This is a genomic window from Pseudoroseomonas ludipueritiae (genome assembly GCF_014490445.1).
Lineage (GTDB): Bacteria > Pseudomonadota > Alphaproteobacteria > Acetobacterales > Acetobacteraceae > Pseudoroseomonas > Pseudoroseomonas ludipueritiae.
On the sequence record NZ_JACTUZ010000016.1, the window covers coordinates 1 to 19629 of the forward strand.

Consider the following 19629-nt stretch of genomic DNA (forward strand, 5'->3'; position numbering starts at 1 on the left):
CCCGCGCCGCGCGCCGGGCACCCTGCGCCGCTTGGTGCGGGAGCCCGTGGCGGCGGCGGCGCTGCTGCTCGCCATCCTGCTGATCCTGGCCGCCGTGCTGGCGCCGGTGCTGGCGCCCACAGACCCCTTCGACAACGACCTCGGCTCCGCCATGGCGGTGCCGGGCACGCCAGGGCTGCTGCTCGGCGCCGATGCGCAGGGGCGGGACATGATCACCCGGCTGCTCTACGGGCTGCGCATCACCTTCGTCATCGGCATCGCCTCTGTGCTGCTGGGCGGCTTCGTGGGCGCGCTGGTGGGCTTCGCCGCCGCCTTCTACCGCCGCGTGGACGGGCTGCTGATGCGGCTGATGGATGTGCTGCTCTCCTTTCCCGCCATCCTCTTCGGCCTGGCGCTGGCGGCCATCTTCGGCCCCGGCATCCCGGCCGTGGTGCTGGCCCTCTCCGTCGCCACGGTGCCGCTGATGGCGCGCATCGTGCGCGGCGCCGCCCTGGTGGTGATGCGCCAGGATTACATCGAGGCCGCGCGCGCCACCGGCATGGGCGATGCCCGGCTGATGCTGCGCCACGTGGCGCCCAACTGCCTCTCGCCGATGTTCGTCTTCGCCACGCTGCGCTTCGGGCAGGTCATCCTGCTGGGCTCGGCGCTGTCCTTCCTCGGCCTCGGCGCGCAGCCGCCGATGGCGGAACTGGGCGCCATGGCGGCGGAAGGGCGGAACTTCCTGTTCTTTGCGCCGCATATCGCGGTGCTCCCCTGCGCACTGATCTTTGTCTTGGTCTTGAGCTTCAACCTGCTGGGCGATGCGCTGCGTGACGCGCTGGACCCCCGGCTCCGCGTCTGATCCTGCTGCAACCGAAAGGCCCAAGGATGTTCCAGTTGCTGAAGCGCCGCCGGATGGCCGGCCTGCTGAGCGGTTCCCTGCTGGCGCTGGGTGCGCTGCCGCCCGCCGCGCAGGCCCAGATGGCGCCCAAGGATACGCTGGTGGTGCTGCGCGAGATCGACGCGGACCGCTACGACCCCGCCCGCACCTCGGCCACCGCGGCGGGGGAGGCGCTGTTCCTGCTGACGGATACGCTGGTGTCACTGGACTGGGACCAGAAGACCATCCGGCCCAGCCTGGCGGAAAGCTGGACCGTCAGCGAGGACGGCAAGCTCTATACCTTCAAGCTGCGGCGTGGCGTGAAGTTCTGCGATGGCAAGGACTTCACCGCCAAGGACGTGGTCTATACCATCAACCGCTTCATCGACCCCGCGCTGCGCGGGCCGGTGCGCGCGCGCGCCGGGCAGGTGAAGGAGGTCCGCGCTGTCGATGACTACACCGTGGAATACGAGCTGCAGCAGCCCTTCAGCGAGTTGCTGCTGCAGCTGACGCAGTATTTCATGGGCATCGTCGATCAGGCGACGGTGGAGAAGCTGGGCGATGGCTTCGGGGTGCAGGGCTTCAACGGCGTCGGGCCCTACTGCTGGAACAGCTGGTCGCCACGCCAGGAGATGGTGCTGACCAAGAACCCTGCCTACAACTGGGGCCCGCCGATCTACCAGAACCCGTCGCCGCAGGTGGGCCGCATCATCCTGCGCGTGATCCCGGAAGCGAATACCCGGCTGGCCGCCGTGCAATCCGGCCAGGGTGACGTGACGCAGTGGATTCCGTATTTCGCGCTGGAAGGCCTGAAGCGCGTCCCGACGGTGAAGCTGCAGCAGCAGCCGAACTACTTCTACGACAACTTCATGGGCTTCAGGGTGGACAAGCCCGTGATGAACGACCCGGCCGTGCGCCGCGCCATCAATCTCGCGGTGAACAAGGATGCCATCAACAAGGCTGTCTGGTTCAATGCCGGTGAAGTGGCCAGCTCCTACGTCAACCCCAACGCGCAGGACGCCAGCGCCCAGGCCGCTGCCAAGGTGCCGGGCTTCGACCCCGCCGCCGCCCGCAAGGTGCTGGACGAGGCCGGCTGGGCCCTGGGCAGCGACGGCGTGCGGGTGAAGGACGGCCAGCGCGCCACATTCCTGGCCTATGCCATCCAGCATGCCTACAACAACGGCATGATGCAGGCCATCCAGGCGGACCTGCGGCGCGTGGGCATCGAGATGCGCGTGCAGCTCTGGGACGCCACGGTGGCCTGGGGCAAGCTGGCGACGCAGGAATTCGACGCCTTCATCATGTCCTATCCCTATGCCTCGGCCACCGATGCGCTGGGCCTGTACTTCCCCAGCACCAATCGGCCGACGCCCAACCGCATGAACTGGAATGACGCGGAAACCGACCGGCTGATCAACGCCGCCCGTGCCGCCACGGCGCCGGAGGAACGCGCCAAGGCCATCGGCGAGGCGCAGATGCTCCTGTCGGAACAGAACCCCTGGCTGCCGCTGATCCGCCAGCCGCTCTGGGTGATGTCGGGGCAGCGGGTGGAAGGCGTGCGGCCGCATGGCATCTACGGTGCCGCGCTCTACAAGGGCCTCGACATCCGGCTGACGCGCTGAGGCGGGAAGGGCAGGGACATGACCACCACGCTCGTTCAGGACGCCGATCTCGTCATCGCCTGGGATGAGGCAGCCGGGCAGCATGTCTACATGCCCGATGCCTCCGTGGCCTTCGAGGACGGCCGCATCACCTTCGTCGGCCGTGGCTATGACGGCCGGGCCGACAAGGTCATCGACGCCCACGGCATGATGGTCATGCCCGGGCTGGTGAATATCCACTGCCACCCTTCCAGCGAGCCGATGAACAAGGGGCTGATCGACGAGATCGGCTCCCCCGGCCTGTATAATTCCTCGCTCTACGAATACATGCCGATCTTCCGCGCGGATGCGGAAGCCGTGCCCTCCTGCGTGCGCGTGGCGCTGTCGGAGTTGCTTCTCTCCGGCGTCACCACGGTGGCCGACCTTTCCATGGCACATCCGGGCTGGCTGGACCTGCTGGCGGAAAGCGGCATGCGCGTCTGCGTCGCGCCGATGTTCCGCTCCGCGCGCTGGTTCACCAGGAACGGCCATGTGGTGGAATACGAATGGGACGAGGCCGCCGGCGAGAAAGGGATGGCCGAGGCGCTGTCGCTGGTGGAGCGCGCGGAGCAGCATGAATCCGGCCGCCTCTTCGGCATGGTGGTGCCGGCGCAGATCGACACCTGTTCCGAGACCCTGCTGCGCGAGAGTGCCGAGGAAGCCCGCAAGCGCGGCCTTTCCTGGCAGATCCATGCGGCGCAGAGCGTGGTGGAATTCCATGAGATCACGCGCCGCAGCGGCTTCACGCCCATCGGCTGGCTCGACAGCATGGGGCTGCTCTCGGACCGCGCCATCATCGGCCACGGCATCTTCCTGGACGACCATCCCAGCACCCGCTGGCATACCGCCAACGACCTGGACCGGCTGGCGGAGACCGGCACCACCGTGGCGCATTGCCCCACCGTCTTCGCACGCCGCGGCATCACCATGAAGCATTTCGGCCGCTACCGCCGCCGTGGCGTCAACATGGGCATCGGCACCGATACCTATCCGCACAACATGCTGGATGAGCTGCGGCTGGTTTCCTACCTCGCGCGCACGCAGGCGGAGGACCCACGCAGCCTCTCCTCCACCGACCTCTTCGATGCGGCGACGATCGGCGGCGCCCAGGCGCTGGGGCGCGATGATATCGGGCGGCTGGCGATGGGCTGCCGCGCCGATTTCGTGATGGTGGACGTGACGCACCCGATGATGCGCCCGGCGCGCGACCCCATGCGCAGCCTGATCTACGCCGCCGGTGACCGCGCCATCCGCTCCGTTCATGTCGATGGCCAGGAAGTGGTGCGGGAAGGCCGCGTGCTGACCATGGATTACGAAGGCGCCGCCGCGCATCTGCATGAGGCCCAGAAGCGCATCGTCGCGAATGCACCCGAGCGCGACTGGGCGCACCGACCGGTGGAGAAGATCTCCCCGCCGACCTTCCGGTGGGCCCGATGACGGAGGAGCTGCTGCGCGTCGAAGGGTTGCGCACCGTCTTCAAGACCTCCGCCGGGCTGGTGCGGGCGGTGGATGGGGTGGACCTCTCCGTGCCGCGCGGCAAGACTTTGGGCATCGTGGGGGAAAGCGGCTGCGGCAAGTCCATGCTGTCGCTCTCCATCATGCGGCTGGTGCCGTCGCCGGGGCGCACGGTGGATGGCCGCGTGCTGCTGGCGGGGCGTGACCTGCTGCCGCTTTCCGCGCGCGAGATGCGCTTGGTGCGCGGCGGCCAGATCGCCATGATCTTCCAGGAGCCGATGACCAGCCTGAACCCGGTGCATACGGTCGGGCGGCAGCTCGTCGAGGCGATGCAGGTGCATTCCCCCGGCCTCAACGCCGCCGCGCTGAAGGAGAAGGCGGTGGCCGCGCTGAAGCGCGTGCGCATCCCCTCGCCGGAGCGGCGCTTCGACGAATACCCGCACCAGCTTTCCGGCGGCATGCGCCAGCGCGTCATGATCGCCATGGCCCTGGCCTGCGAGCCGCGCTTGCTGATCGCGGATGAGCCGACCACGGCGCTGGACGTAACCGTGCAGGCGCAGATCCTGGACCTGTTGCGGGAATTGCAGGCCGAGACGGGGATGTCCATCATCCTCATCACCCATGACCTGGGCGTCATCGCGGAAATGGCGGATGAGGTGGCGGTGATGTATGGCGGCCAGGTGGTGGAGCGCACCAGCGCCCGCGCCCTGTTCGAGGACCCGCAGCATCCCTATACGCTGGGCCTGCTCGGCTCCGTGCCGCGGCTGGACGAGAGCCGGGAGAGGCTGCTGGCGATCGACGGCGCCGTGCCGCCGCCCTTCGCCTTTCCCGATGGCTGCCGCTTCCACCCGCGCTGCCCCTTCGCCATCCAGGCCTGCCGGGAGGCCTTGCCGCCGCTGCGGGCGCTGGGTCCGGGGCATGAGGCCGCCTGCATCCGCGCCCCGGTCGAGGAAGCACTGGCCCTGGAGAGCGCCGCATGACGCCCTTGCTGGAAGTGGCCGGTCTGGCCAAGCACTACCCGGTGAAGCAGGGCGTGATCCGCCAGCGGCAGGTGGGCACGGTGCGCGCCGTGGACGGCGTGTCCTTTTCCGTGATGCGCGGCGAGACCCTGGCGCTGGTGGGGGAAAGCGGCTGCGGCAAGTCCACCACCGCGCGGCTGGCCCTGCGGCTGATCGAGCCCAGCGCCGGCAGCATCCGCTTCGATGGCCAGGACGTGACCAAGGTGGCGGGCGGCGCGATGCGGGCGCTGCGCCGGCGCATGCAGATCGTGTTCCAGGACCCCTATGCCAGCCTCAACCCTCGCCTGACGGTAGGCGATGCCATCGCGGAGCCAATGGTGGTGCATGGCATCGGCGACAACCGCTCTCGCCAGCAGCGGGTGCAGGAACTGCTGGAGCTGGTCGGCCTGCGTCCCTTCCACGCCGAACGCTACCCGCATGAATTCTCCGGCGGCCAGCGCCAGCGCATCGGCATCGCCCGCGCCCTGGCGGTGGAGCCGGACCTGGTGGTCTGCGACGAGCCCGTCTCCGCGCTGGATGTCTCCATCCAGGCGCAGGTGGTGAACCTGATGAAGGACCTGCAGGCGCGGCTGGGCCTCTCCTACCTGTTCATCGCGCATGACCTGGCGGTGGTGAAGCACATGGCGGACCGCGTGGCCGTCATGTATCTCGGCGCCATCATGGAGATGGGCAGCAAGGCGGAGCTTTTCGCCAATCCGCGCCATCCCTATACCCGCGCGCTGCTGGCCGCCATCCCGCATCCCGATCCCTCACGCCGTGGCCGGGTCACGCCGCTGGGCGGCGACGTGCCCAGCCCGATGGCGGTGCCACCGGGCTGCCGCTTCCACACCCGCTGCCCCTTCGCCCAGGCGCGGTGCCGCGAGGAGGTGCCTGTGCTGCGTGAGGTGTCACCGGGGCAGCAAGCGGCCTGCCACTTCTCCGAAACCTTGCCCGATGCCGGCCTGGACTATTCCGGTGGCCTGACACCGGCGGCGACAAGGCGCCTGGCCCTTTACGACCATGCCAGGCAGCGCTCGGGCGGCAGGGCGGCGGCGGGCTTCTGACCCGAAGCGGGACTCGCGGAGGGCGCGCGGCGGCTGCGCCGCGCGCCCATGGCAGGCTGACCGCCGCACCCCGTAGCGGCGCGCGGACTCAGCCGCGGAAGGGGGGATAGCTCGACGGCGAAAGCTGTTCGATATCGCGCCCGGCCCAGTCACGGGCCTGCATCCCTGCCCACATCGCTTCCGCCCCTTCCTGCACGGCGCGCCCCAGGGCCACCGGGTCATAGCCCGGAACCACGCCATCCTGCATCACCACGCGGCCATCGATGATGGAGGTCTGCAGGTCCTCCGCCGTCGCCGAGAAGACGAGGTTGCGGATTGGGTCGCGCAGCGGCGTCATGAAGAGGCTGTCGCTGTGCCAGATCAGCAGGTCCGCCTTGGCGCCGGGCGCGATGCGGCCGAGGTCGTCGCGGCCCAGCGCCTTGGCACCATTGAGCGTCGCGGCATTGAACACATCGGCCGCCGTTGCCACCTGCGTCTGCCGGTCCACGATCTTGGAGACCACGGAGGTCCAGCGCATCGCCTCGATCATGCTCTGCGGGCAGGTATCGGTCGCGATGGTCATGTTGACGCCGCGCTTCTGGTAGCGCGCGAAGCTTTCCATGGCGATGCCGCGCCGCGCGAAGACCCAGACCGCATGGGCCACATTGGCGCCCGTGTCGGCCAGGATGCCGATATCGTCGGCCTGGTAATTGGCCCAGCTGCTCTCGCCGGGGATGATGCAGTGGCCGAGGATGCAGCGCTCGGACAGGAAGTCGATCTTCTGCAGCCACTCGATCGGCGTGCAGCCGTTGCGGCGCGTCATCTCGATGAATTCGGGCACGGATTGCGAGACATGCAGCGCCAGCGGCACCTTCATGTCGCGTGCCGCATCGGCGGAGCGGCGCAGCAGGGCCTCGGAGCAGGTATCCACCTGCATGGGCGTGAGGAAGCCCTTCAGCCGCCCGTTCTCCCGCCCGTCCACGCGTTCGATGAAGCGCACCGCCTCGTCGAAGGCACCGGCGCCGTCATCCTCCAGCCATTCGTAATCGACCGTGCGTCCATTGGCCGTGAACCAGCGGCCGGAGCGGTAGCCCTGGCCGATATAGGCACGGATGCCGCAGCGTGCGGCGTGCTCGGCCACCACATCGCCATAGCCGCCGATTTCCATGATGGTGGTGGTGCCGGTGCGCAGCAGTTCCGGCATGGAATAGGCAATGCTGGCGTGCCGCGCCGCCTGCGTGATGGCGCCGTCCCTGGCCGAGAGGAACTCGAACAGGCCGGAAAGGTAGAACTGCCGCGGCCCACGATCCTCCACGAAGCTCTTGTCCAGCGGCGATTCGGAAAGATGCGCGTGGGTGTTGATGAAGCCGGGGGTGACAACCTTGTTCCGCGCCTCGATCACCTCATCCACCGGCCCGTCGTAGCTCTGGCCAACATGGCGGATGGTGTCGCCCTCATACACCACCACGCCGTCCTTCAGGTGGCGGTGCCCGCCATCCTGGAAGGCGATGATGTGCGAGGCACGGATCATGGTCACGGGCATGCGTCGGTTCCTTGTCGATCCCCCCGCAGGGGCGGTGCCGCACCTGCATTGGCGGCGCGCGGGACAGGGGCAGTGTTCATCATTGATGATGATCGGTCCAGCCTCGGCACCGGCCGGCTTCGTCGGGGCCCGGGCAGCCGGGCGGCGCCCGCATCATCTGCCCGACGCTGGAAAGGTCCGGAGCATCCATGATGCGGCGATGACAGGCGCGGCCCGGCGAAAGGTTCTGTGAAATGCTTGCCGTGGCGCCTGCACAAGAGGATGGTTTCCGAAACGAAACGCCGGCCCGGGCCGGCGTCAGGTCCAGGGAGGAACCGCATGACCACCACCCGCCGCAGGCTCGGGGCAGGGCTGTTGTTCGGGCTGCTGGCGCTCTGCGCGCCATCGGCCCAGGCGGCCAGCTATCCCGAGCCCAGACAGGGCGAATGGATCGCCCGCGACTTCCGCTTCCACACCGGCCAGGTGCTGCCGGAGCTCCGCCTCGCCTATACCACGGTGGGGGAGCCGAGCGGGCAGCCGGTGCTGGTGCTGCACGGCACCGCCGGCTCCTCCGCCAGCGCGCTGACCGGTCCTTTCGCTGAACCGCTCTTCGGGCCGGGCGGGCCGCTGGATGCGCGGAAATACTTCATCATCATTCCGGATGCGATCGGCGCCGGCCGTTCCGCCAAGCCCTCCGACGGGCTGCGCGCCCGTTTTCCGGAATACAACTACGATGACATGGTGCTGGCGCAGTACCGGCTGGTGACCGAGGGGCTGAAGATCCCGCACCTGCGGCTGGTATTGGGCAATTCCATGGGCGGGATGCATGCCTGGCTCTGGGGCACCACCTATCCGCAGATGGCGGATGCCCTGGTGCCGATGGCGTCACAGCCCACCGAGATGTCGAGCCGCAACTGGATGCTGCGGCGGATGATCATCGATGCCGTGCGCAATGACCCCGAATGGAAGGGGGGTGACTATACGGCCCAGCCACGTGCCGTTCAGGTCGCCAACGCCTTCTTCGGCATCGCCACCAGCGGTGGCACCCTGGCCTTCCAGGCGCAGGCACCGACGCGGGAAGCCGCGGACAAGCTGCTGGATGCCCGCCTGGCCACGCCGCTGAACGGCGACGCCAATGACGTGATGTACCAGTGGAACGCATCGCGCGACTACAATCCGCAGGGGCTGGAGCGCATCCAGGTCCCGGTGCTCGCCATCAACTCTGCTGACGACGAGCGCAACCCGCCGGAGACCGGGTTGATGGAGCAGGCATTGGCGAAGATGCCGAAGGCGCGCCTTTACCTGATCCCCGCCTCCGCCGAGACGCGCGGCCATGGCACCACCGGCTTTGCCCGTTTCTGGGCGGCCGAGCTCGGGCGCTTTCTGGCCGCTTTACCCGAACCGGCATCCCGCTGAAGGGGCGGCGGGCCGTCGCGGCCCTCTCCGTCAGCGGCTTGCGCGGAAAGGCCGTCCTCCGCCCCTTCCGGCCTCGACGCGGATGTTGCGCTCCTGGCCACGGTGCCCGGCGGCGGAACTCCTGAGGCACCGTGGAGCGCAAGCCTGCGGATGGCAGCGGCCCCGCCGCGGGGGGCTCACGCGGCTGGCAGGAAGCGGCGGATGGTGCCGGCAATCTCCCGGTGGTGCGTTTCCAGGGCGAAGTGGCCGGCATCGAGCAGATGCACCTCCGCCTTCGGCAGGTCGCGCCTGTAGGCCTCGGCGCCGGCTGGCAGGAAGTACGGGTCGTTCTTGCCCCAGACCGCCAGCAGCGGCGGCTGGTGCTGCCGGAGATAGCTCTGGAAGGCGGGATAGAGCGCCACATTCGTCCGGTAGCTCAGGATGAGGTCGAGCTGGATGTCGGCTGCTTCCGCGCGGTGCATGAAGAACTGGTCGAGCAGGTAGCCATCGGGAGGGACACGCCCCGCCGGCGCACCCTGCTCATACTGGGACCGGATAAACTCGTCGGTCAGCGCGGCACGGCAGCGGGCGCGGTTCTCCTCCGTCGGCTCGCGCCAGTAGGCTTGCCAGGATTCCCATTCCGGGCTCAGCCCTTCCAGATAGGCATTGCCGTTCTGCGAGATGATCGCGGTCACCCGCTCAGGCTGCGCCATGGCCAGCCGCAGGCCGGTGGGCGCGCCGTAATCGAAGATGTAGAGCGCGTAGCGCCGCAGGCCGATGGCATCGACGAATTGGCCGATCACACGTGCCAGGTTGTCGAAGCTGTAGTCGAAGGCGCCGCGTGCCGGTGCCCTGGTCAGGCCGAAGCCAGGCAGGTCCGGCGCGATCACCCGGTAACGGTCGGCGAGCAGCGGGATCAGATCGCGGAACATGTGGCTGCTGGTGGGGAAGCCGTGCAGCAGCAGCAGGACCGGCGCGTCGGCCGGCCCGGCCTCGCGGAAGAAGACCTCCACGGGGCCAACCTGTTGGGTGCGGTACTGGATGTCGGGCATGGTCGTCTCCGTGAAGGGTGCCAGGCGGGCGGCGGCCGGGGCGAAAGGCGCCGTGGCCGGGGCCGCTGCCAGGGAAAGCAGAAGGGCGCGGCGCTGAAGCGCCGGAATCGTCTGGTTCATGGCGTCACCTCGCTGCGGTGGAGCCAAGCTAGTGGCTTGCACGGAGCGGCTGAATGCGCGTTGGATGACGCGCTTGATTTCAGGATCTGAAACGATGGACCGGCTGGACGCGATGGAGATAGCCATCGCCGCCATCGACGAAGGCTCGCTCGCCGCTGCCGCGCGGCGGTTCGGCCGCTCGGCGGCGGCGGCCACGCGCGCTATCGCTCTCCTGGAAGAGGATGCGGGGGAGACGCTGCTGCTGCGCTCCACGCGCGGCCTGCGCCCGACCGAGGCCGGCGAGCGCCACGCCACGGTCTGGCGCGAGGTGCTGGCCCGGCTGGCCGAGATCCGGAAGGAACAGGCGCCGAATGTCATCAACGGCACGCTGGTGCTGACCGCGCCGGAGCTGTTCGGGCGCCTGAAGGTGGCGCCGGTACTGGAAGCATTCCTCGAAGCGCATCCCGAGGTGCGGGCGCGGGCGCTGCTCCTGAACCGCATGGTCGACATGGTGGGCGAAGGTATCGATGTCGCGGTCCGGCTGGCGCATCTGCAAGACAGCGGCCTGGTCGCGGTGAGGCTTGGCGAGGTGCGGCAGGTCATCTGTGCCTCGCCCGCCTATCTCGCCCGCCATGGCCTGCCGCGGGAGCCCACGGAGCTGGCCGGCCATCGCTGCATCGGGGTGAACCCGGATGGAAACCGCGAGCTCTGGACGTTCCGGCAGAAGGCCGGCAGCGCGCGGACACGGTCGGTGCAGGTGCGGACGCAGCTCTCCATCACCAGCGTCGGAACGGGGCTCGATGCGGCACTGCGGGGCAAGGGGCTGGTGCGCGCGCTCTCCTATCAGGTGGCCGGGCCATTGGCGGTGGGCCAGCTGCGGCGCGTGCTCACCTCCTTCGAGCCGGAAGCGGTCCCGGTGCACATGATCTTCCGGCCGAACCCGAGGCCCTGGTCGCCGGTGCGCGCCTTCGTGGACCATGCCGTGCCGGCGCTGCGGCGGGAACTGGCGCAGACCGCTGCCGTGGTCGACTGGTTACCCACGCCTCAGGATTAGGATGGCACCGGCCCCAGCCATCCTGAGACCCGCCGTTACCGGTTCGGCGGGCATGGCCGGGATCGGGGGAGGTGCTCGGTCTCCTTCGCGTGGCTGATGCGGAGCAGTTCCAGGTGTTGCCCGCCGAACTGGTTTCCTGAATGCCAGAACGGCCGTTCCGCCTGAGCCTTCATTCCACCATTGGGCGGCGGATTTCGAACGTCCAAAGCTGCATGAGCGGTTGCACCCGGGATTATCAGATGCGATAGCGGCCTCCGGGTGTTCGCTCCGGAGGCGGTGCGGGCAGGGTTCAGCGTTGGTCGGGCCGCCAGCGGAATGAATTGCGCCCGGAGGCACCCCATGGCCCAGCACCGCCACATTCAGCCGAGTGCCCTGCGCCGTTTCCTGGATGGCCAGTCCTCCGCGGGGCTGGTTCTGATGGGGGCGGCTGCCCTGGCCCTGGCGATCGCCAACTCCCCTCTTGGGCCGGGCTATGAAGCCCTCCTGCATGCCTATCTGGGGCCGCTGTCCCTTGGCCACTGGATCAATGACGGCCTGATGGCCGTGTTCTTTCTGCTCGTCGGCCTCGAGATCAAGCGCGAGGTTCTGGATGGCCAGCTCTCCACCTGGCCGCGCCGCGCCCTGCCGAGCATCGCGGCCGCCGGTGGCATGATGGTGCCCGCGTTGGTGTACCTGGCCTTCAACTCCGGCCCGACGGCCCATGGCTGGGCCATTCCTGCCGCCACGGATATCGCCTTCGCCCTTGGCGTCATTTCCCTGCTGGGCAGACGGGTGCCCGCCTCGTTGCGCGTCTTCCTGACGGCGCTGGCCATCATCGACGACCTGGGCGCCGTCATCATCATCGCCCTGTTCTACACCGCCGGGCTCTCGCTGCCGGACTTGGCGGGTGCCGCCGTGGTGGTCGCCATCCTGGCGGGGATGAACAGGCTGGGTGTCCGGCGCCTCCCGCCTTATCTCCTGCTCGGGCTCGTGCTTTGGGTTCTGGTGCTGCGCTCGGGCGTTCATGCCACGCTGGCGGGCGTGATTCTCGCCTTCACGATCCCCTTGCAAGCCACTCCCGGCAGGCCGGATGCGGCTTCCGGCAGCCCCCTCCACCGGCTGGAGCATGGCCTGCACCTGCCCGTCGGCTTCCTTGTCGTGCCCATCTTCGGGTTGGCCAATGCCGGGGTGCCCTTCCTCGGCCTGCCCGCGGAAGCGCTGGCGGCGCCGGTCACGCTTGGCGTCGGGCTCGGTTTGCTCGTGGGCAAGCTGGTGGGGGTGCTGGGCTTTTCCATGCTGGCCATCCGCCTGGGCCTCGCGGATATGCCGGCCTATGCGGGGCGGCTCCAGATGGCCGGGACGGCACTGCTCTGCGGCATCGGCTTCACCATGAGCCTCTTTATCACCCTGCTGGCCTTCCCCGGCGATCCGCTGCTGCAGGCACAGGCCAAGATCGGCATCCTCGGCGGCTCGCTTCTTGCCGGTTTGCTGGGCTATGGACTGCTCCGCCTGGCTCCGCAGGATTGGCCGGGAACGCCATCGCGATAGCCCGTGACGCCGGCTCTTTCGGCCTGGCCCGGTCCCCGGCATCTTCTTCCGCTTCGCAGGAGCCGCCCTGATCGTGCCGCGGACGGCGCGGCTGGTGGAGGAGGGGACCTCCGTGCCCCTCCCGGTCTCCATGGCCTCCTTGTTCTCGCCCTTCTCTGCTGCGGCACGCTTATCTGGTTCGTCCGGCACATCGCCGGCCTCTCCTCCAACTGTGCGGATGGCGGCCAATAGCCGCACTCCAGCTCCGTGCTAGGCGGCGGCATCGTCGCGGCTGTGGACGCCCGCGGCTTGCAGGATGTCATCTATGTTCCGCGTCAACTGCCGCCATGCCAACGACAAGCCGAGAACCTGCTCGGCCTCCTCCCGTGGCAGTGAATGCAGCAGCCCTTCCAGGCGCATGTCCTCGATCACCGTTGCAACTTCGTTGACAGGGCCTTGAACGTTGGCGGCACGGCCCGGCGCTTCTCTGCCAGCCAATGCTTTCCCTAGCTCGCAAAGAAAACGATCCACCGCCCGCGTGGCGTTCCGTACAGGCTCGGCCAGGCGGCCTTTTGCCTCCTCCGACAGAGGCTGGGCACTGAGGCGGTCCGCCATGGCAAGGGTATACCATAGCCGCTCAGTCTGCTTCAGAAGGGCGATGAGGGACATGCGGCGCGCCCGCCTCCGGCTGAGGCGCGTCTGCTGGATCATGGCATCGGCCGCCGCCAGTTCGCGGGCAATCCGCTCATGCGCCACCTGAAGATCCGCCGCATCCTGCGCGAGGATCTTTGCCATGGATGTGGAAAGAAGCTCGCTGCAGCCCGCCAGTGCCTGCGCCAGGTGCTGTTCCGCGCTGCGGTGGGCCTGGCGCGGCAGAATGAGCACACTCGCCGCCGCGCCGGCCGTGGCTCCCAAGGCGATGGCGGCGATCTTGAGCAATGCATCCTCGATCAACTCCATGCCCGGAGCAACGATCAGGATGGCGACCGGAACCAAGCCATAGCTGAACCGCGGCTTGAGCCCCGCGAGAAGGCTCATGCTTCCGATTCCCACCAGCAAGGACAGGATTGTCTGCCAGCCGCCGAGGCCGATCAGATAGATGCAGGCCAGGGCGATGAGGGAGCCCAGCATGGCACCCAGAACCCGGTCTTTCGCGGCCGTCAGGGTGCCGCCGACGCTGCCCTGGATAACATAAAGCGCCGAGAACACGGCCCAGGATGGATCAGGAAGGCGAAGCCAGCGCGCGGCATTATAGGAGATCAGGACAGCCAGGATTGTCTGGAGTGTCAGGCGGAAGGGGTCCCAGCGGGTCGCGTTGAGGCAGTGCGCGCAGAGCCGGCGAAAGCGGGAACTGGCGTGGCGTGGCGGACCTCCGGGCGCTTTGAACAGCATCATGCAAGGTAGAATTCGTGCCATGCCGCATTGTTGCGCGAACCGCCTCGCGCCTCGCCATCCCACGGGCGCGCTCCCCAGGAGCGGCTGGGCGCGAGGCCACCAAAGGCGGCAAGGGCGAGGGCCAGGAAAGCGCGGATGAAGCCGGACACGTGAACCTGCCAGATTCCCCGCCCCGTTGGCGCCATGCGTGAGACCGGCCGCTACCTTGCGCTGGCGGCGCTGACACCAGGGTGGGCCCGATCCACCCGGGCGGCGCCATGCCCGTGGCGCCCCAGGGAGCGGGCAAGGGAATCCTCCATCAGCATCAGTTCCCGGAAGGCCGCCTCAAGCTCCGCCAGCACCGCGTCGCTCGCCCGCACCAACGGCAGCCGCGGCTTCCAGTCGCACAATCCGAGCAGGCCCATGGCACCCTTCACGGGCACCGGGTTGGTTTCCGTGAACAGGGCCTGGTGCAAGGGGGACAGCCAGTCCCGCAACTGCGCCGCCCGCTCGAAGTCCCGCTCAAGCCAGGCCTCCTGCATGCCGGCGCAGAGCGCCGGCACGAGGTTCGCCGTGACCGAGATGCACCCGCTGCCTCCCATGGCCAGATGCGCCAGCGCCGTCGCATCGTCGCCCGACAGTTGCCGCAGGTCCGCCCCGCAAAGGCGGCGGAGGTTCGCCGGGCGGGCGAGGTCGGCCGTGGCGTCCTTGACGGCGCTGATGATGCCCTTCTCGAACAGCCTCGCGATGGTCTGGTCCTCGAACCGCACCCCGACGCGCGAGGGGACGTCGTAGAGGATGATCGGCAGGCCGGAGGCGCTGCCGATCGCCCGCAGATGCGCCTGCAAACCCTCCTGCGACGGCCTAACATAGGGAGGCGCGGCGCAGAGCAGCGCCGAGGCGCCGCATTTCCCGGCGGCGGCCGCCATGGCGACAGCCGCCTGGGTGCATGGCGCGCCAATGCCGGCGATCACCGGCACCCTGCCGCCGACGGCCTCGTCCACCGCGTGGATCGCCCGGAGCTGTTCATCGGGTGTCATGGCCGCGGCCTCGCCCGTGCTGCCGCAGACCACGACGCCCGAGGCGCCTCGGCTGACGGCACGCTCCGCCAGGCGGCCGAGGGTGTCCTCGTCAAGCTCGCCATCCCCTGCGCGGAACGGTGTGACAAGCGCCGAAATCGAGCCGCGCAGGATCATGGATTGATGACGCATCAGCATGGCAGCGGCCTCAGGACGAAGGAATGGCGGCGGCGAAGCGGCCAGTGACCACAAGGGCATCGCCCTTGGTGCGGCGCAGGCGCAGGCGGGTGTAACCCAGCGCGTTCAGCCGCGTGACCAAGCTGCGGGCCAGCCGGGCCGTGCCGGTGCCCAGGAGCCGCATGGCGAGCCGCCCATCATGGGCGCCGCGCAGCAGAGCCTTGCGGGCACAGAAGGCAATCTCCTCCGCCTGCTCCAGCGAGCAGACCTGCGGGGCGACGACCACCTCGGCCGCCTCGGGATGCGCCGGCGCCTTCGCGACGCCCATGGCGGACCGGCAGCCGCGGCGCACGGAGGCGCAGAGAAGGTCGGCCGTCGTGCCGCCGACGACCAGAACGCGGTCTTCGGCCGATGCCTCGACTTCATCGAGCAGGCCGCCGTCATCCTCGGAAGACTGGCGCATGATGTGATGGATACGTGCGGGCCGGCTCAGCAGAACCATCGTTGCATCCAGCGAACTGTGTTCGTCAAGGATGTCGGCCTTGCCGGCCTTGGTCACGTCAGCAGAAAGAAGCATGGGAACCTCCACGCTTATGTTCTGCTCGCCCTCCGCATAAAGAAGCAGTAGCGATTCCGCGCGAGGATCATAAAAAACCAATCAAGGACGGATCAGCTCAGCGACGCCGCGCGTGCGGCCAAACCGATGATCGCGTAGGCGGCGGCTTCATCCCAGTTCGTCAGCCTGCCACCGAACTTCGGCTCGCGCAGGACCGCCGCCGTCAGCACGCAGCAGGCGGCGGTGAGGAAGGCCAGGTATGAGAAGGTCTGCCAGGGGCCGCCCCGCGGGTCGTGGTAGACAGCCGACAGAATGGCGATGCAGCCGAGCCGGAGAGCGAAGCGCCCCAGCACGCGCAGTGACGCGATGGCTGAAGGAGGCAGGCGGCGCATTGCGACAGTTTCCCGCGCTGCCGCGGCCAGGAGCCGCGGCAGGATCGAGGCTTCAGAACTTGCGGCTCAGCGTGACCATCACCCGGTCGTCGCAGACCTTCTGGCCGCCGGAACACCGGCTTTGGGAAATGTCGGTGCCATAGTAGCCGACCGCCAGCGTGACGCCCGCGAAGACCTCGCGCGACAGGCTCGCGGACCATGTGGCGTAATCCGGCGTGCCGAAGCGCGGCTCATGCTCGATCCACTGGTGGCCGAACCGGCCAGAGGCGGTGAAACCCAGCGGCAAGGCGACATCCGCCCCGCCCTCCAGGTACACGCCTGTGCCGGACTGCCCGAAGAAGTTGGGCGATACAGACAGGCCGCCGACGAGGGTGACGGTGCCGATGGCCTTGCTCGCCTTCAGCGCACCCTCGATGTAGTCGATGTTGTAGCCGCCGGAGGGACGGCTGTAGCCCGGATAGCTGTAGTAGATGGCCCCGATGTCCCAGGCGATGCCGAGCGCCTCGAACCGGTAGCCGGCCAGCAGGTCCAGTTCCTGCCGCGCGTCGGTGCCGGCGAAGGCGACGTTGCTGGCGAAGGCGCCGAGATACAGGCCGCTGTCGTGCAGCGCCTCGAAGGTGCCCTGGATGGCCGGGCGGTTGCGCGTCTGGCTGATGCCGCGGAACAGGTAGTCGCTGGACACCGCCGGCATGGCGGTGAGCGTGAGGCCGAGCGCCTCAACCCTCATCTGCGCCGAGGCGGCGGCGGGCGCGAGGAGGACAGCGGCCAAAGCGAAGGCTGCCGCGGAAGCAATGCGGTTCATGGGTCAGTCCGGTGTGAGAAAGGAAAACCTGGGGAAGGGCCGCCACGGCGGCCCCACCCGCTCAGCGCAGCGTGTCGAGCGCCAGGTTGAGTTGCAGGACGTTGACGCGCGGCTCGCCCAGCAGGCCCAGTTCACGGCCTTCGGTGTGCTGCCGCAGCAAGGTCAGCACGCGGGCCTCCGGCAGGCCGCGCGCGGCGGCGATGCGCGGCACTTGGCGTGCCGCGTTCTCCGGGCTGATATGCGGGTCGAGGCCGGAGCCCGAGGCGGTGACGGCATCGGCCGGCACCGGCTTCGGCCCCGCGGCGGCCACGCGCTCACGCACGGCCTCGGCCAGCTTGGCGCTGGTCGGCCCTTGCTGGGAGGCGGCGGCGGCGCTGGCATCGTAGCCGCTCCCGGCCGCCGAGGGCCGGGGATGGAAGTAGCGGGGCTCCGCGAAGGCCTGGCCGATGAGCGCGGAGCCAACCACCTGGCCGTCGCGCTCGATCAGGCTGCCGCCCGCCTGGCCGGGGAAGACCGCACCGGCGATGCCGGTCATGGCGGCGGGTGCGGCCAGCCCCAGCAGGCCGGTGAAGAGCAGCACGGTGGTGGTGGCGGCGCGCAGAATGCCGGTCATGGTTCAGGCAACCCCCAGAAGGGCAAGAATGAGGTCGATGATCTTGATGCCGATGAAGGGCGCGACGATGCCGCCCAGGCCATAGACCAGCAGGTTGCGCCGCAGCAGGGCGGCCGCCCCGGCGGGCGTGTAGCGCACGCCGCGCAGGGCCAGCGGCACCAGCGCGACGATGATCAGCGCGTTGAAGATCACGGCGGAAAGGATGGCGCTTTCCGGGCTCGCCAGGCGCATCACGTTCAGCGCCCCGAGTTCCGGATAGGAGGCCACGAAGATGGCGGGCAGAATGGCGAAATACTTGGCCACGTCATTGGCGATGGAGAAGGTGGTCAGCGCGCCGCGCGTGATCAGTAGCTGCTTGCCGATCTCCACCACCTCGATCAGCTTGGTCGGATCGCTGTCGAGGTCCACCATGTTGCCGGCCTCGCGCGCCGCCTGCGTGCCGGTCTGCATGGCCACGCCGACATCGGCCTGGGCCAGCGCGGGGGCGTCATTGGTGCCGTCGCCCGCCATGGCGACGAGGCGGCCTTCCGCCTGCGCCTCACGGATGTAGCGCAGCTTGTCCTGCGGCGTGGCTTCCGCGATGAAGTCGTCCACGCCCGCCTCGGTGGCGATGGCGGCCGCCGTGAGGCGGTTGTCGCCGGTCACCATGACGGTGCGGATACCCATGCGGCGCAGTGCCGCGAAGCGGTCGCGGATGCCGGGCTTGACGATATCCTTCAGCTCGATCAGCCCCAGCAGCCGGCCGTTCTGCGCGACAGCCAGCGGCGTGCCGCCGCCGCGGCCGATGCGGTCCGCCTCCTGCCGGATGGCGGGCGGCGCTTCGGTGCCGAGCGCACGCAGCACCGAATCCACCGCGCCCTTGCGGTAGTTCCCCTCCGGCAGGTCGATGCCGGAGATACGCGTCTGCGCGGTGAACGGCACTACCTGTGCGCCCGGCGGCAGGCTTGGCAGTGGCAGGTTGTGCCGTTCCCGGGCAAAGGCGACCACCGAACGGCCTTCCGGCGTCTCATCGCCGAGCGAGGCCAGCAGGGCCGCATGGGCCAGCGTCCCGATCTCGACACCCGGCGCCGGAGAGAAGCCGGCGGCCTGCCGGTTGCCGAGCGTGATGGTGCCGGTCTTGTCCAGCAGCAGCACATCCACGTCGCCCGCCGCCTCCACCGCACGGCCGGAGGTGGCCATGACATTGAAGCGCACCAGCCGGTCCATGCCGGCGATGCCGATGGCGGAAAGCAGCCCGCCGATGGTGGTGGGGATCAAGGTGATCAGCAGCGCCGCCAGCACCGGCACCGATGGCGGCTGCCCGTTCCAGGACGCCAGGCCCACCAGCGTGACCACCGCGATCAGGAAAACGATCGTCATGCCGGCGAGCAGGATGTCGAGCGCGATCTCGTTCGGCGTCTTCTGGCGCGATGCGCCTTCCACCAGCGAGATCATGCGGTCGAGAAAGGTCGAGCCTGGAGCCGCGGTGATGCGCACGACGATCCAGTCGGAGACCACGGTGGTGCCGCCCGTCACGGCGGAGCGGTCGCCGCCGCTCTCACGGATCACCGGCGCGCTTTCGCCCGTCACCGCCGCCTCGTTGACGGAGGCGATGCCTTCCACCACCTCGCCGTCGGAGGGAATGAGATCGCCGGCTTCCACCAGCACGTGGTCGCCGACGCGCAACTCGGTGGCGGCACGCGGCTGCCACAGGCTGCGGTCGTCGGTGCGGATCAGCAGCTTGGCACGGGCTTCGGTGCGCGCGCGGCGCAGGCTTTCGGCTCGCGCCCGGCCGCGCCCTTCCGCCAGGGCCTCCGCGAAGGTGGCGAAGAGCACGGTGAACCACAGCCAGGCGGCGATGGCTGCCTGGAAGCCCCAGGCCTCGCCCCGAAAGGCGGCGGCGCCGGCCAGCAGTGTCACCAGGATCGAGATGACCTCGGTGACGAAGATGACGGGATTGCGGATCAGCTTCGCCGGGTTGAGCTTCAGCAGCGCGTCCAGCGCGGCGTGGCCCAGCAGGGAGCGGTCGAGCCCCATGCCACCCGGCCCGCGCCGGGTGGTGGAGACTGCGGGTACTGGCATGTCCATGGGTTC

Annotated in this window: 17 protein-coding genes; 8 read left to right on the top strand and 9 right to left on the bottom strand. The window is 68.9% G+C overall.

Annotation, left to right across the window (positions count from 1 at the left end):
* The 5 genes from IBL25_RS06560 to IBL25_RS06580 all read left to right on the top strand — a co-directional run.
* Nucleotides 1-841, top strand: an 841-nt coding sequence (locus IBL25_RS06560; protein WP_202986701.1) for an ABC transporter permease, incomplete at its 5' end; no start/stop codon positions are given.
* Nucleotides 842-876: 35 nt separating this feature from the next.
* Nucleotides 877-2481 (top strand): ABC transporter substrate-binding protein, encoded by a 1605-nt coding sequence (locus tag IBL25_RS06565; RefSeq protein ID WP_238940255.1) that lies wholly within the window; start codon nt 877-879, stop codon nt 2479-2481.
* A gap of 18 nt (nt 2482-2499) precedes the next feature.
* Nucleotides 2500-3936: an amidohydrolase family protein gene (locus IBL25_RS06570; protein ID WP_187777758.1), complete on the top strand. Its 1437-nt coding sequence runs from the start codon at nt 2500-2502 to the stop codon at nt 3934-3936.
* Nucleotides 3933-4934 (top strand): ABC transporter ATP-binding protein, encoded by a 1002-nt coding sequence (locus IBL25_RS06575; RefSeq protein ID WP_187777759.1) that lies wholly within the window; start codon nt 3933-3935, stop codon nt 4932-4934. Before IBL25_RS06570 ends, IBL25_RS06575 begins: the two co-directional genes overlap by 4 nt.
* Nucleotides 4931-6016: an ABC transporter ATP-binding protein gene (locus IBL25_RS06580; RefSeq protein WP_187777760.1), complete on the top strand. Its 1086-nt coding sequence runs from the start codon at nt 4931-4933 to the stop codon at nt 6014-6016. Before IBL25_RS06575 ends, IBL25_RS06580 begins: the two co-directional genes overlap by 4 nt.
* A gap of 88 nt (nt 6017-6104) precedes the next feature.
* On the opposite strand, the gene IBL25_RS06585 is transcribed toward IBL25_RS06580, so the two are convergent.
* A complete protein-coding gene (locus IBL25_RS06585) occupies nt 6105-7538 on the bottom strand; it encodes a chlorohydrolase family protein (RefSeq protein WP_187777761.1) in 1434 nt (477 codons plus the stop codon).
* A gap of 318 nt (nt 7539-7856) precedes the next feature.
* Between IBL25_RS06585 and IBL25_RS06590 the strand changes: the two genes are divergently transcribed.
* Nucleotides 7857-8933 (top strand): alpha/beta fold hydrolase, encoded by a 1077-nt coding sequence (locus tag IBL25_RS06590; protein ID WP_187777762.1) that lies wholly within the window; start codon nt 7857-7859, stop codon nt 8931-8933.
* A gap of 176 nt (nt 8934-9109) precedes the next feature.
* On the opposite strand, the gene IBL25_RS06595 is transcribed toward IBL25_RS06590, so the two are convergent.
* Nucleotides 9110-10084 (bottom strand): alpha/beta fold hydrolase, encoded by a 975-nt coding sequence (locus IBL25_RS06595; RefSeq protein ID WP_238940256.1) that lies wholly within the window; start codon nt 10082-10084, stop codon nt 9110-9112.
* A 94-nt stretch (nt 10085-10178) separates the two neighbouring features.
* Here IBL25_RS06595 and IBL25_RS06600 point away from each other — a divergent pair, with 94 nt between their 5' ends.
* Both IBL25_RS06600 and nhaA read left to right on the top strand, forming a co-directional pair.
* The gene (locus tag IBL25_RS06600) at nt 10179-11117 is read left to right on the top strand and encodes a LysR family transcriptional regulator (protein ID WP_187777763.1); all 939 of its coding nucleotides are present in this window, start codon (nt 10179-10181) and stop codon (nt 11115-11117) included.
* A 339-nt stretch (nt 11118-11456) separates the two neighbouring features.
* Nucleotides 11457-12644, top strand: a complete 1188-nt coding sequence (gene nhaA / locus IBL25_RS06605; RefSeq protein WP_187777764.1) for a Na+/H+ antiporter NhaA — start codon at nt 11457-11459, stop codon at nt 12642-12644.
* A gap of 249 nt (nt 12645-12893) precedes the next feature.
* Here the strand turns inward: nhaA and IBL25_RS06610 are convergent, their stop codons facing one another.
* The 7 genes from IBL25_RS06610 to kdpB form a co-directional block, all read right to left on the bottom strand.
* Nucleotides 12894-14018 carry an FUSC family protein gene (locus IBL25_RS06610; RefSeq protein WP_187777765.1) on the bottom strand — a complete coding sequence of 375 codons (1125 nt, stop codon included), beginning with the start codon at nt 14016-14018 and terminating at the stop codon, nt 12894-12896.
* Nucleotides 14019-14218: 200 nt separating this feature from the next.
* Entirely contained in the window at nt 14219-15214 is a 996-nt protein-coding gene (gene dapA / locus IBL25_RS06615; protein ID WP_187777766.1) for a 4-hydroxy-tetrahydrodipicolinate synthase, read from the bottom strand.
* Nucleotides 15215-15224: 10 nt separating this feature from the next.
* Nucleotides 15225-15851 carry a hypothetical protein gene (locus IBL25_RS06620; RefSeq protein ID WP_187777767.1) on the bottom strand — a complete coding sequence of 209 codons (627 nt, stop codon included), beginning with the start codon at nt 15849-15851 and terminating at the stop codon, nt 15225-15227.
* An 11-nt stretch (nt 15852-15862) separates the two neighbouring features.
* On the bottom strand, nt 15863-16141 hold the full coding sequence (locus IBL25_RS06625; protein ID WP_187777768.1) for a hypothetical protein: 279 nt from the start codon (nt 16139-16141) through the stop codon (nt 15863-15865).
* Nucleotides 16142-16193: 52 nt separating this feature from the next.
* On the bottom strand, nt 16194-16943 hold the full coding sequence (locus tag IBL25_RS06630) for a TorF family putative porin (RefSeq protein WP_187777769.1): 750 nt from the start codon (nt 16941-16943) through the stop codon (nt 16194-16196).
* A gap of 61 nt (nt 16944-17004) precedes the next feature.
* Nucleotides 17005-17556 carry a potassium-transporting ATPase subunit KdpC gene (gene kdpC / locus IBL25_RS06635; protein WP_187777770.1) on the bottom strand — a complete coding sequence of 184 codons (552 nt, stop codon included), beginning with the start codon at nt 17554-17556 and terminating at the stop codon, nt 17005-17007.
* Nucleotides 17557-17559: 3 nt separating this feature from the next.
* Nucleotides 17560-19617, bottom strand: coding sequence for a potassium-transporting ATPase subunit KdpB (kdpB, locus tag IBL25_RS06640; protein ID WP_379656049.1), 2058 nt, complete (start codon nt 19615-19617; stop codon nt 17560-17562).
* Between the last annotated feature and the right edge of the window lie 12 nt (nt 19618-19629).